Source organism: Ferdinandcohnia sp. GQ5, assembly GCF_059759275.1.
The window spans coordinates 378,319-391,139 of the sequence record NZ_JCAXEW010000001.1; the positions used below are offsets into that span (position 1 = coordinate 378,319).

At 36.4% G+C, this 12,821-nt stretch carries 12 protein-coding genes and 1 riboswitch; of the genes, 7 read left to right on the forward strand and 5 right to left on the reverse strand.

Annotated elements, in window-relative coordinates; genetic code table 11:
- Positions 1-62: 62 nt before the first annotated feature.
- Together AC6CHV_RS01745 and AC6CHV_RS01750 are read right to left on the reverse strand one after the other, a co-directional pair.
- Entirely contained in the window at positions 63-1,322 is a 1,260-nt protein-coding gene (locus AC6CHV_RS01745; protein ID WP_341331557.1) for an ATP-binding protein, read from the reverse strand.
- Between the two features lie 524 nt (positions 1,323-1,846).
- The gene (locus AC6CHV_RS01750; protein ID WP_498077959.1) at positions 1,847-2,953 is read right to left on the reverse strand and encodes a DUF4145 domain-containing protein; all 1,107 of its coding nucleotides are present in this window, start codon (positions 2,951-2,953) and stop codon (positions 1,847-1,849) included.
- A 292-nt stretch (positions 2,954-3,245) separates the two neighbouring features.
- Positions 3,246-3,356, forward strand: a riboswitch (TPP riboswitch).
- A 118-nt stretch (positions 3,357-3,474) separates the two neighbouring features.
- On the opposite strand from AC6CHV_RS01750, the gene AC6CHV_RS01755 reads away from it, so the two are divergent.
- From AC6CHV_RS01755 to AC6CHV_RS01770, 4 genes are read left to right on the forward strand one after another with little or no spacing between them, the layout of a single operon-like run.
- Positions 3,475-4,077, forward strand: coding sequence for a thiamine phosphate synthase (locus AC6CHV_RS01755; RefSeq protein ID WP_498077960.1), 603 nt, complete (start codon positions 3,475-3,477; stop codon positions 4,075-4,077).
- Positions 4,067-5,179, forward strand: coding sequence for a glycine oxidase ThiO (thiO, locus tag AC6CHV_RS01760; protein ID WP_498077961.1), 1,113 nt, complete (start codon positions 4,067-4,069; stop codon positions 5,177-5,179). The genes AC6CHV_RS01755 and thiO overlap by 11 nt, the downstream gene beginning before the upstream one ends.
- Positions 5,180-5,191: 12 nt before the next feature.
- Positions 5,192-5,395, forward strand: coding sequence for a sulfur carrier protein ThiS (gene thiS / locus AC6CHV_RS01765; protein WP_121446079.1), 204 nt, complete (start codon positions 5,192-5,194; stop codon positions 5,393-5,395).
- Positions 5,396-5,397: 2 nt separating this feature from the next.
- A complete protein-coding gene (locus tag AC6CHV_RS01770; RefSeq protein ID WP_440272589.1) occupies positions 5,398-6,165 on the forward strand; it encodes a thiazole synthase in 768 nt (255 codons plus the stop codon).
- 107 nt (positions 6,166-6,272) lie between these two features.
- Here AC6CHV_RS01770 and AC6CHV_RS01775 read toward each other — a convergent pair whose 3' ends face one another.
- On the reverse strand, positions 6,273-6,698 hold the full coding sequence (locus AC6CHV_RS01775; protein WP_341331551.1) for a hypothetical protein: 426 nt from the start codon (positions 6,696-6,698) through the stop codon (positions 6,273-6,275).
- Positions 6,699-7,430: 732 nt separating this feature from the next.
- Positions 7,431-7,706 (reverse strand): histidine kinase, encoded by a 276-nt coding sequence (locus AC6CHV_RS01780; protein WP_440272588.1) that lies wholly within the window; start codon positions 7,704-7,706, stop codon positions 7,431-7,433.
- A 182-nt stretch (positions 7,707-7,888) separates the two neighbouring features.
- Here AC6CHV_RS01780 and AC6CHV_RS01785 point away from each other — a divergent pair, with 182 nt between their 5' ends.
- The 3 genes from AC6CHV_RS01785 to AC6CHV_RS01795 are packed head-to-tail and all read left to right on the forward strand — an operon-like array spanning position 7,889 to position 11,747.
- On the forward strand, positions 7,889-9,439 hold the full coding sequence (locus AC6CHV_RS01785; protein ID WP_498077971.1) for a spore germination protein: 1,551 nt from the start codon (positions 7,889-7,891) through the stop codon (positions 9,437-9,439).
- A 44-nt stretch (positions 9,440-9,483) separates the two neighbouring features.
- Complete coding sequence (locus AC6CHV_RS01790; RefSeq protein ID WP_498077962.1) at positions 9,484-10,575, forward strand: endospore germination permease; 1,092 nt, start codon at positions 9,484-9,486, stop codon at positions 10,573-10,575.
- The gene (locus AC6CHV_RS01795; RefSeq protein WP_498077963.1) at positions 10,572-11,747 is read left to right on the forward strand and encodes a Ger(x)C family spore germination protein; all 1,176 of its coding nucleotides are present in this window, start codon (positions 10,572-10,574) and stop codon (positions 11,745-11,747) included. Before AC6CHV_RS01790 ends, AC6CHV_RS01795 begins: the two co-directional genes overlap by 4 nt.
- A 441-nt stretch (positions 11,748-12,188) precedes the next feature.
- On the opposite strand, the gene AC6CHV_RS01800 is transcribed toward AC6CHV_RS01795, so the two are convergent.
- The gene (locus AC6CHV_RS01800; RefSeq protein ID WP_498077964.1) at positions 12,189-12,734 is read right to left on the reverse strand and encodes a DUF1572 family protein; all 546 of its coding nucleotides are present in this window, start codon (positions 12,732-12,734) and stop codon (positions 12,189-12,191) included.
- Positions 12,735-12,821: the final 87 nt, after the last annotated feature.

The following is a 12,821-nucleotide window of genomic DNA, read 5'->3' on the forward strand; positions in this document are numbered from 1 at the left end:
AATTGCAGAACTGCTAACTCTCTGTATTCAAGCTAGATATGGGTCAGGCAACCTGCTCCGAACTAGGGGTGAGGAAAGTAGATCCGGAATAGTGTCCCCTCGTTTTTTTTGCTGGTAACATCTAATTTTCCTTTCATGAGTTTTATGATTTTTATGACCGCCATCATACCCAGGCCAGTACCCTCTCTTCCTTTCGTCGTAAAAAACGGCTCTCCTAAACGATTAAGCTGTTCGTCTGACATTCCTTCTCCAGTATCTTTGATCTCAATAACCACACCATCAACCATTTCTTCTGTACGTATAAAAAGATTTCCACCGTTTGGCATCGCTTCAATACAATTTTTTGTAATATTTAAGAAGCATTGTTGTAAAAGTTGAGGATCTCCTTTCATACGAATTGGTTCAATCATGGTATGGATATCAACACAGTTCATATTTGCCATTGGTGTAATCACATTTATCGAACGTTGGAGTTCTTGCTCAAGATTTACGATTATATGTTCTTCATGTACGGATTTTGCAAAAGTTAAATAGTTTCCAATAATATCATTTGCTCGGTCAATTTCTTGGAGAGAGATTTCGATGAACTGATTTCTCTTCTCTTCGTCCCATTCATTTTTATATAACATCTGTAAAATGCCTTTCACTACGGTAAGCGGATTTCTGACTTCATGAGAAATACTTGACGCAAGGTGACTAACTACCTCTAATTTCTCAGCTTTGATAACTTGCATATTCGTGTAGGAGCTCTCTTGTAGCATTTCAGAGAAATACACAATAAAGAATGTACTTATTAGATGAACTAAGAAAAATGTGATAATTACCTTATAATCAGACACATGTAAATGTCCAAGCAAAAATCGTATGACTAAAACAAATGTACAAATAAAGAACGAAAAACTACATGCAATAAGGATTCTTCTATGCTTTGAAGCTCTATCAAAAATATTTCGAATTAGAAATATAACAGATAAAATGATTAAACTTGCAATGGCTGATGCATAAAAACCAATTCCGAATTCTCCTAAATAAAGACGAATGATTAGAAAAATAACGACTAAAGTGACACTAGCTTTTCTCCCAAGGTATAAACCACCAACCATAATGGCAACCGTCCGTAAATCCAAGATAATCTCATCACCAATATGAAACGGAAATAGCATACAACTAATCATGGCTATGATGACCGAAATTAATTGTATTCCCTTTTTTAGTTGGCATGACAAATTCTTAACATTTGTTTCAATGATATGAGGAATAAACAAAATAAAAACGACCAAAAAAAGCAAATTTAATAATAAGGTTTCTATATAATTAAACACATTATTCCCCCTGTTTCTGGTTAGAAGAATCATCTTAGGAAACTATCCGACAAAAATTAATAAATAAAGAATGTTTATGAAATTATTTTATGTTTATGCACTCACCTTTTTTTGATTTCATCGAATAATTTATTCCACTGCTGATGGAATATTTATGAGGGATAATTCGCCACTCTAATGGATTGCTCCTATAAATTCGTCAAAAAATAATAATTTCCTTCTTTTTTTTACTCATATTGTCGTATTTTTATTATGGTTTTAGTAAATTTTTGAGACTATTTCCGAAATTGAAAACATTTTGTTGCAAATTGCAACAAAATGATAGTTTTTATGTCTTAAGAGATGAAAAGATTGAAGAAAGTAAAATGGATATATCACTCTATTACTGAGAATCCGCCGAGTTTACTGTTGCTAACTGGAAATACTGCCACTATTCCGGATTTACTGCCACTACTAAAAAAGCCACCCAGTCCGGGTGGCTCATAATTTTTTATGTGTGACACTAACATCGGAATGTTCTCGGTTTACTTCCCCTTCAACTGCTTAAACAATCTCGCTACATTCACAACCCCAACATTTTTATATTTTCCGAGAATCACAAGCTCCTTCGGAAGTTGTCCAACTGTATGGATTCCATCTTCGTTTAATTGTTTAATAAGGCTGGGTACGCCTATAAACTCGTCTTTAATAAGAGGAATCTGTTTAAGAGAATCTGTTAGGATCATGTAATCTGATTTGTAAAATAAAAGCAGTTCTCCTGGTCGTTCAAGAGTTACTTTTCTACGAATCTTTTCTTCTTCAATAAAGATTTTTAACTCCTCGAAGAATTGTTTATCATTGTTTTCATTAAAACGTTTAACATACTTATGCAAGTCTTCGAGATTGCTTGGTAATTCGCTCATAATACGCGCTTGCTGCTCAGCACCTAGTCTAATTAAAAAAGTCTCTGATTTATCAAATCGTTGTGGCAGCAAAAAAGCATCACGTAGAAAATATGGAACTTCCAACGTATCCCCTTTATACTCAATCGTACGAATCGTTGTATATCCCGGCTCTGCCATTTTTGATGGAGTAACTTCTGTTGTAACTGCAACCTCATTTTGAACCTTCGTATCGGGTGTTCCCTTTTTCATAGAAGCAACTAATACATCTTCTAGTGATTTCAACCGAAGCTCTAGTTCGGTAATATCGTAACGCTCTTCCTTTGGAGTTGTCGGATCCTGATAAGCTGGTACTTCGATTGTTAAGGAGCTATACACTTCAACAAACCATCTCACAATTTGGTAAATTGCTTCCCATGATAACAGTGCTTCCGAATAACGAAACCTTCTCTTGTCATGTGAGGCTTGATTACCTAGTTGACGAACTAAATGAAGGGCATCCCTTATCTCTGATGTTAGAATTCCTTCATTATCTAAAAGAGTGAGTCTTTCTTTTAGGGTTATGCGAGGATCTTCTTTCATTTTTTCATATTCCATTACTTGCTGCAGAATATTTTCAACGAGTACCCTTGAATGAGTTAACATTGTACGTGGACTTGTAAAAATGGAGTGTTCCAATTCCCCAGCTAGGAATGCTAATTCTTTGGATATCGGCTCTAGAAATCTATAAAAATACTCAGATGAATTCATATCATGATGTTCCTTTCTTACATGCAAACTGAAGGCCTGAATCTGTATATAGAGAGACTCAGGCCGTCCAGAGATTCTTTTATTTTAGGTGAAAAACAGATGACAAGCAAGGAGGATATCTGAATTCGGGTATTTGCGAATGTTTAGTAAGTTCCCATTTAATTTGAGACATTGCCATCAGAGGTAACAAAGAAACTGGGACAAGGGACCTGTCCCTCTGACCCATTGGAAACTTATGCCTTTTCAATTGGACGGAATTGTGGTAATTTTAGGTTATAAGTTAATAGTTTTGTATTTTCACTAGGGGAACTCTTGATAAGAGCTGAGAAAAAAGTAGTGTACTTTGAAACCCTCATTACCTGAACAGGCTTGTACCTGCGTAGGGATGTGGTTAAGGCAATCGTTTTTTATGTGTATACATATCAACCACTTTCCTACTTTGGAGAGTGGTTTTTTGTTGTGCTTTAGCCGTTATATTCCTTTTTTACGCTGCAAGTTGTTAGACGAAAAGGAGTAGTTCAATGAAATTAATTGCTGTGACGGATGATCGACAATCCGTAAAAGCTATTGCTGAAAAAATTATTGCGATTAAAGATGTAATTGATTACGTGCAGATTCGAGAGAAATCAAAATCTGTTCTCGAAATTGTGTCCTTAATCGAATATTTACTAAACAACGGTGTGAAGAAAGAGAAGATCATCATCAATGACCGACTTGATGTTGCACTATGTATGGATATACCTACTGTTCACTTACCTGAACACAGCCTACCTGTAAAGATGGTGAAAAAATGTGTACCGCAAATGAGAGTGGGTTGTAGTGTTCATTCCTTTGAAAAAGCAAAAGAAGCGGAGGCAAATGGTGCAGATTACATCCTATATGGCCATTGTTTCGAAACGAAGAGCAAACAAGGTCTAGCCCCAAACGGGATTGAGCCTTTATTTCAAATGAAAAAAGAACTGAGCATCCCTGTTTATGCAATTGGTGGCATTACGTTAGAAACATTACCATCTATCAAAGAAGTTGGGGCCGATGGTGTGGCAATCATGTCCAGTATTTTTGCGACAGATGAACCTTATTCCATCATAAAAACATTCAGTGAGGCGATTCATCATGAAAAATAGGTATGAAGTAGTTGTTATTGGTGGTGGAATTATTGGTTGCTCCATTGCTTATTATTTAGCCAATGCGCAAATGGATGTTGCGCTATTTGATGGAGGGCAAATTGGTGCGAAAACAACCAAAGCTGCTGCAGGCATGCTTGGTGCTCATTCCGAAAGCGATGGTGATTTTTCCCTCTTCTTCCCTTTTGCAAGATCGAGTCAACTTGAGTACATACGATTAAAAGATGAACTCTTTGATTTAAGTGGTATTGATATTGGATATCGAAATGGCGGCATTTTAAAGCTAGCATTCACTGAAAATGAAATGCTAGACCTCCATTCACTTTTAAAGCAGCCAACTGTAAAAGAGCTGAGCGGGCAAGAAGTCCAATGTATGGAACCAGGGATTAGCGATGACGTTTTAGGAGCTGCCTATATCAAAGATGATGTGAACGTTATTCCGACTAGTACGTGTGAGGCTTTTGCAAAAAGCGCCCTAGTTCTTGGTGCTTCTATTTTTGATAGCTGTCACGTCTATGAAATCGAAAAACATGATAACAACTACATTGTAAAAACAGCTAAAGGCAATGTCAAAGCAAAGCACATCGTTATAGCAACTGGTGTCTATAGTAATCACCTTTTTCAGAATCTAGGAATCTCTGAACAACTGTCACCTGTAAAAGGAGAAAGTATCATTGTTAAGCACGAGAAACCTCTATTGCAGCACACGGTGTTCCATGACAAATCCTATATCGTTCCAAGAAATAACGGAAAACTCGTGATCGGAGCAACGATGATTCCAGATGACTGGAGTGAATCGATTAGCCTTGATAGTGTTCAGAGTTTAATTAATAAAGCGAAAATGATGCTCCCCTCCTCTGCTAACTGGAAGATTGAAGGGTTTACATCTGGTTTGAGACCTACCACATTTGATGGGCATCCATTTATCGGCAGACACCCTGAGGAGGAACAAATTTTGATTGCCTGTGGCCATTTTCGAAATGGGATTCTCCTTGCCCCCGCAACTGGGAAAATGATACGTGACCTAATTTTAAATAAAGAGGTAAAACAGGAATGGATCGATGCTTTTCGTATTGATCGAAGACAAAAAACGTTGATTTAGGGAGGTGAGAACATGAAGATTAGACTTAACGGAGAGCAGGTTGAACTTCCTGAAGAAGTAAATTCAGTGGATAAGCTTTTGACTCATTATAACTTGGAAAATCGGATCGCGATTGTAGAGATTAATGAGGATATTATTCAAAAAGATGACTATAAAGCGATGAGACTTAAAAATGGCGATATTATTGAAATCGTCCAATTTGTAGGAGGAGGATAATCATGTTAACAATAGCAAATCGTACATTCCATTCTAGACTTTTATTAGGAACAGGAAAATATCCATCTTTTGAAATTCAAAAGCAAGCTGTTGAGGTTTCAGATGCTGAAATTTTAACGTTTGCTGTGAGAAGAATGAACATTTTTGAAGAAAGTCAGCCCAATTTTTTAGAGCAATTGGACTTAACGAAATATACACTTCTTCCAAATACAGCAGGAGCTAAAACTGCTGAGGAAGCGGTTCGAATAGCGAAACTAGCTAAAGCATCTGGATTGTGTGACATGATTAAGGTTGAGGTTATAGGAGATGACAGGTCCCTTTTACCAGACCCAATCGAAACGTTGAAGGCATCGGAAATGCTTCTCAATGAAGGTTTCATTGTGTTGCCGTATACGTCAGATGATGTAGTGCTAGCTAAGCGATTAGAGGATCTCGGTGTACATGCGATTATGCCGGGGGCAAGTCCAATTGGTTCAGGTAAAGGAATTATTAACCCGTTAAATCTAAAATTTATTATTGAGCAATCTCAAGTTCCGGTCATTATTGATGCGGGAATTGGTTCACCAAAGGATGTTGCTCATGCAATGGAACTTGGAGCAGATGGTGTTCTGTTAAATACGGCTGTTTCAGGTGCAAAGGATCCAGTAAAAATGGCACTCGCTGTCAAACTTGCGTTAGAAGCAGGAAGACTAGGCTATGAGGCCGGACGCATTGAGGAAAAAGATTACGCAGTAGCGAGTAGCCCTTTAACAGGGTTGGTAGGATCTTAACAATTACTGAAAACCAATGGCCTGACCCCTTAAGCATGCTTAAAGGCAGGCCATTGGAATATCCACGTTCATGAATATTGTTGCAACTCCAATAGAAATGTTCTTGTTTAGCGATTATTTGACCCTAGTCCAGTTCCGTCTCGACAACCATCATATCCAGTAGTACCTGCACCAGGACCTCCATTAACACCAGCGCCTGTTCCAGCACCACTGCCTGCTGTTCCAGTTCCCATCGCACCAGCACCACCGGTACCAGTAGTTCCTGTCCCAATACTAGTAGTACCAGTACCACTTTGACCATAATAGAGGTCATCATTACAATCTTGGTTACGGTCATTCATGATGTTACTACGGCCATTGTTATTGTCAAATCTGTCGTTTTGATTGAAACCATGCCCATTATCGTTTCTTTGATTCAATATTTTGACATCCCCATTATTTTTGGTATCAAAGTTATTATCGTTACCTTGACATCCTGCAAGTCCGACAACTAATAATGCTGCACCTAAAATAGTTTTGACAGGTTTCCTCATGTATTAACCCCCTCTTTATAGAAACGTTAAAAATTTTAACGCTCATATATAGAATGGCTTAACACATGTCTATCTAAATCTGTTAGATAACGGTAATACAATGGGGTTTTTTTCAAACCCAAAATCCTTAAAGATGACGTTAAAACCCAACTGCCTTAGAATCAAATATAGACTTTAGGTTTTTTATCAACTCTACTTGATCCTCCTCTGATATTAAATCAGTATAAATTTGTTCTTCCTTTCCATTGTTCATAATAAATAGAATGACATCACTAACTTGAACAACTACCTCTACTTGGCCAAATAGAATTTGTTTTCTTCGAAAAAGAAATCCTCTGTATATAGATAAACTTTCGCCTTCAAGAAAAAGATAGTCTTTTTTATTTAATTTAAAATAGTATATTGCCCTAAGTATCGCAATCAAAATGGAGGAAATTAAAATAATAAATATGATTGGATTTGTAAAATTAGCTGCATCAAAGATTATATAATAATATATACTTAAAAAAATGATAATGAGTACGTATAAAATTGAATTTATCGCTTGTCTAATCCATTTCTTTTTTGATGTAAATTTGTACCCCGTTACTCGTCACCTCCTTTTCACGAACGAATTTTAGTGATAGTAACATAATATTCAATGTTCTTCATCATTATGATTTTAATAATAATTTCTCCCTCACCATCCATCGATAAACAAGTTAAAACTATGATGGATAATTTAAAATAAACCTAAGTCCCAAAGTTCCCAAACAACATCATACTAATTGTGAAAATAATGATAATTAGTAAAGCAAACATACCCACTAACGAAAAAGCGACATTAATAATTTTCAAACGTCCTTTTTCACTTAATATCGCGGTTATAAATGACCCTATTAACAGGCTTAACAACAGCAATAAGTCTAATGATTCAGGTAAAGGTTCTATTGCTTGTGGGATTACAAAACCTAGAACGATAAAAAGACTTATTAAAATCAATGAAATCAAACCTAGAGATTTTTTCAACACATCCACCTCTTTAAAGAAAACTTCTAATATCAACGTTTAACTCTCTCCGAATAATTCTACAAATTGGTACAATTTTCCTTCTCAATAACTTGAAACAATTTCCTCTATGCATATTTTATTACCAATTAAGGCAATGTAAGTATTAATACTGGGTTAGAGGAGGAAAAAAGGTGTTTCGCATGAGAAGACTTCCTCAAGAGAAAGGGACGAAAGGTAAAGAAGCTCCAGAGAAAAATCAATCTGTGGGTGTTTCATTATCAAATAGCCTTGATGAGAATGTCCTGTTTTTTTCCTCACTTTATAAAGATAGTTCAGATGTCGTTTTTCATTCATTTGCGATTGGCAATAAAAAGGCCGCTGTTGTTTATATAGAAGGATTAAGTGATCTACAAAAGCTTGATGAACTTGTACTTGAAAATTTATTGAAAATGACAGAAATTATTGAGAAAGATTTCATTCATTCTTTAAAAAATACGATTCCGATTTCGAATATAAAAAAGATAGATACGTATTCAGCCTGTAGTGATGCAATTGCCAATGGCAACCCACTCTTACTGCTAGATGGTCTTAAAGAGGCCTATTCTTTAGGAATTGTAAAGTATGAAAAGCGTTCCATTGAAGAACCATCAGCTGAGACTGGAATCCGTGGACCCAGGGAAGGTTTCACTGAGTCCATAGGAGTAAATACATCGTTAGTTCGACGGATTATCAAAGATCCTTCCCTCAAAATGAAGCCACTATATGTTGGTAAATATACAAAAACAAAAGTAGTCATTTCATATATAGAGGGACTAGCTGACCAGAACTTAATTCAGGAAATGGAAAATCGCCTAAATCGGATTGATATTGATGGAGTTTTAGAAAGCGGATATATCGAGCAATTTATTGAAGATCATCCTTTTTCACCATTTCCACAAGTTTTATATACGGAACGACCGGATGTTGTTTCTGCCAATTTACTAGAGGGCAGAGCGGTATTAATGATTGACGGTACCCCTTTTTCCTTAATAGCGCCAATTAGTTTTTTTAGCTTATTTCAATCCCAAGAAGATTATTATGAACGTTTTTGGATAGGAACATTTATTCGAATCATTCGTTTTATATTTTTAGGAGTGGCTATCTTCCTCCTTTCTATCTATGTTGCGATTACGAGCTTTCATCAAGAAATGCTTCCGATCAATCTGATGCTGAGCATTGCTTCCGCAAGGGAAGGAGTGCCCTTTCCAGCCATTGTAGAGGCTTTTTTGATGGAGCTTGCCTTTGAAGCATTACGGGAGGCTGGTCTGCGATTACCCAAGCAAATTGGTTCTGCAGTTAGTATCGTAGGTGCCTTAGTAATTGGTCAAGCCGCGGTACAAGCTGGAATTGTCTCTGCACCTATGATTATTGTGGTTAGCATTACAGGAATTGCTTCTTTTCTAGTCCCACGATATTCCATCGGTCTTTCAATTCGGCTGTTACGATTTCCAATTATTATTTTGGCAGGTCTTTTAGGCTTAATCGGAGTAATGCTTGCTTTAATCGTCCTAATCATTCATTTATCAACGTTGAGATCTTTTGATATTCCATATTTAAGTCCAATTAATACCTTACATAAGAATCCAATGCAAGATACGTTTGTTCGTTTTCCATTATGGAAGATGAACTTTCGACCTCATTTAACAGGTAACATTGATTCGGTAAGACAAGGAAAAACAATAGAACCACAACCAGACAAAGGAGGAGACTAATGTTCTCCAACCTATTTTTATGCTAGATGGCGGTGAAACATTAAATGGTAGAAAAGGGCAGAATTACAGCGCCACAAACGGAATTTATTATGATACCAACGATTATTGGGACCGCAATTCTTTCCATTCCATCTATTGATGCAAAATTTGCTGGCCATGATATGTGGATGACTCCTATTTTAGGCTCGTTGATTGGATTTTTAACAGTCTACATCGTCTGGAGATTGCACGAATTATATCCTATGCAAACCCCTATCGAGTATAGCGAGAGGATAATTGGTAAAGCTGCAGGGAGAGTATTTGGACTTCTCCTTACACTATTCTATATTCATAATTCAGGGATTATCGTTAGAGAATATTCAAGTTTCATTTCGACAAATGTAATGACAGATACCCCAATAATCATCTTTTCGATTACGATATTGTTTGTCAGCGCATTAGCAGTTCGTGGTGGATTAGAGGTAATTGCGAGAACCGCTATTATTTGCACGACACTATTTATGAGTTCCTCAGTAGTTCTGTTGTTATTAATAAAAGACATTAAGCTTGGATATCTATTGCCATTTTTAGAAAATGGATTATTGCCTGTTATGAAAGGGACATTGATTCATAATTCTTGGTTTAGTGAATTTTTCCTATTAGCATTTATATTTCCGTATATCAATAATCAAAAAAATGGCTTAAAATCTGGTTTACGAGCATCCCTAATTGTAATGTTCATACTATTATATGTGAACTTTTTTGTACTTACTGCAATTGGAACATCTGCAGCAAATCTATTTTATCCAGTATATGCAATCATTCGTTCCATTACTGTTTACAACTTCTTTGAAAATTTTGAGGTACTGATTACAGCATCATGGGTCCTTGGAAACTTTGTTAAAATTTCCGTCTTTTTATATGCAGCAAGTCTTTCACTCGCACAATTATTTAGGTTCTCCAGTTACAAGATTATCGTCTTTCCGTTAAGTGTATTAGTCTTTATCTTTAGTTACTGGGATCTCCCAAATTTAGTGGTAAAAGTGAACTATATATCTACAATTCAGCCATTTTATTTACTAACGATTCAAACCATCATCCCCCTTTTTCTACTTGGAATCGCATTAATCAAGAGAAAAAGGAGTGAAAGTACTTGATACTTAGGAAAAGTTGTATCATTCTACTATCATTATTACTTCTTTCTGGCTGTTGGGACTCTGAGGAATTACAAGATCTTTCAATCATCACAGCTGCAGCGATTGATCTTGTAGAGGACGATAAAATTCAAATCTCTGTACAAATTTTTATTCCCCGTGCCATTACAACGGGCCAAACAGGAGAAGATCCAAGTGCTGGATCAACATTTATACGTGAAGGAACCGGAGATAGTCTTGCAGAAGCTGTATCTAAATTACAATCGAATGTACCCAGAGTACTTTTCTGGGGCCAATGTAAAATATTTATAATGGGAAACGAACTAGCAAAAAAGGGAATACAAAAGGAAGTCGACTATTTGCTTCGTCATCCTGCACCAAGAGGTTTCTCCTACATCTACGTCAGCGAGGAAAAAGCAAGAGAAATTCTCATGCTAGTACCTCCTTTAGAGCGCTATTCTGCAGAGGCGCTTAGAAAATTATCAACGCATGAAAGTGGAATAGATACGACTCTGATTGATGTGGACACCCATTTGATGGGAGAAAGCCAAGCAGTAGCATTGCCTTTAGTTAAACCATTGTTCTCTCCGGAAAAAGCTAGACAAGAAAATGAAACAATACCAACCATCACTGGCACAGCCATCTTTAAAAAGAATAAAATGGTAGGGCAATTAAATATGGAACAAACACGTGGGCTTATGTGGTTATTAAGAAAAATAAAAAGAAGCACATTATCCATTAAACCTGAGGGCTATAATGAGGAAATTATCATGATGCCGACCATTGGAAAGATAAAGTTCAAACCACTAATCGAAAAAGGGCGTTGGATCATGAATGTTGATTTAGATATTAGAGGGGATATCGTCCAAAATGAAACAAAAATGAATTTATTTAATGAGCAAGTCATCGAGCGACTACAAAACGAATTTGAAGCCGTTTTAAAAGAAAGAGTGAGTCAAACTATCAAGAAGCTGCAGCATGAATTTCATTCTGATCCTATTGACTTTGGGAGAAGGTTCCATCAAAAATATCCTGAAGAATGGAAGAAAGTAAAGAATCAGTGGGATGAAAAATTTTCTGAAGTGGATGTGAAAATACATGTAGACGCCACCATTAGAACACCAGGTGACATCGGTCCCCCTGCAGCCTTCCCTAACGACGATGTGGTAAAATGATGAACTGGAGTGTAGGACTGACTGTCCTAGTCTTAGTGTGTATTATTATCCTTTTTGAAAAGAATCGATTAATGGGCCTCAAGAAAGTCGAAAAGATTATATTTGTGTCAATTCTTATTGTCTCGGTGGGCTTATCTTTCTTTAACCTAGAAAAAGTACCTGGCCCCACCACTTTGTTACATTACGTTTTTGGGCCCTTAGGAAAGTTCATGGAGTAAGAATATTAAGAGACTGTTACCTGCTTTTACAGTCTCTTGTTGTTCCTTCTGGGTGACATTTGATAGTGTATTCATACTTTATTCCTACATGGTAGTATTTTAGCATTTTATATCTATAAGTTAGGCTTCCTCCAACCATATTACTGTACCAATAAACGGATATCAAAAAAATGAGCAATAACCGTTCTAAGGTTATTGCTCTACGTTCATTCAAGTTTTTCCGTTATTTATTACGGTTTTTGTGTTTCTCAAGCATTTCCCTTAAATAATCCTCGGATTTCCATCTTGGTATACTGAGACTTTCCCAATTGCTGTCCTTTAATAGTTTGCCGATATACACAATTTGGCCGACATGATATGCGTAATGGGCCATTTGCCTTTCAATAGCATCTATAACCAAATGACTTTCTCCACGAATGTAAATCTTTTTTAATAAGTCTTCCTCACATAAATCGTTAAGTGTAGCTAATAGCACTTCCCATCCTTTTTCCCAAATCTTAATTGCCTCTGACTTAGAAGATATATTGTCAATAAATTCATCATCACGATTACGATATTCTTTTTCTCCATCTGAAGTCAAAAAATCAGTCCATCTTGAAACCATGTTCCCGCTTACATGCTTTAGAATGATGGCAACACTATTAGACTCATCATTATAAGACCAATGGATTTCCTCTTCACTTAACTGTTGGATGGTCTTATCCCCGAGGCTTTTTACACTTTTAAATCGTTCAATGACGATTCTCAAATATTCGCTTCCAATATTCATGGCGATCCCCCCAAATAATAGATGTTTTACACAGGAATATCTTAAATTCTAGGCTGTTGGTATAATGCTTTACATTACCTTAGTGGA

Bases quoted from the DNA above. Each gene is read 5' to 3' on its own strand.
- AC6CHV_RS01755 (WP_498077960.1), top strand. From the start codon at position 3,475: ATGAAATTAATTGCTGTGACGGATGATCGACAATCCGTAAAAGCTATT.
- AC6CHV_RS01800 (WP_498077964.1), bottom strand. From the start codon at position 12,734: ATGAATATTGGAAGCGAATATTTGAGAATCGTCATTGAACGATTTAAA.
- AC6CHV_RS01770 (WP_440272589.1), top strand. From the start codon at position 5,398: ATGTTAACAATAGCAAATCGTACATTCCATTCTAGACTTTTATTAGGA.
- thiS (WP_121446079.1), top strand. From the start codon at position 5,192: ATGAAGATTAGACTTAACGGAGAGCAGGTTGAACTTCCTGAAGAAGTA.
- AC6CHV_RS01790 (WP_498077962.1), top strand. From the start codon at position 9,484: ATGGTAGAAAAGGGCAGAATTACAGCGCCACAAACGGAATTTATTATG.
- AC6CHV_RS01785 (WP_498077971.1), top strand. From the start codon at position 7,889: ATGAGAAGACTTCCTCAAGAGAAAGGGACGAAAGGTAAAGAAGCTCCA.
- AC6CHV_RS01775 (WP_341331551.1), bottom strand. From the start codon at position 6,698: ATGAGGAAACCTGTCAAAACTATTTTAGGTGCAGCATTATTAGTTGTC.
- thiO (WP_498077961.1), top strand. From the start codon at position 4,067: ATGAAAAATAGGTATGAAGTAGTTGTTATTGGTGGTGGAATTATTGGT.
- AC6CHV_RS01750 (WP_498077959.1), bottom strand. From the start codon at position 2,953: ATGAATTCATCTGAGTATTTTTATAGATTTCTAGAGCCGATATCCAAA.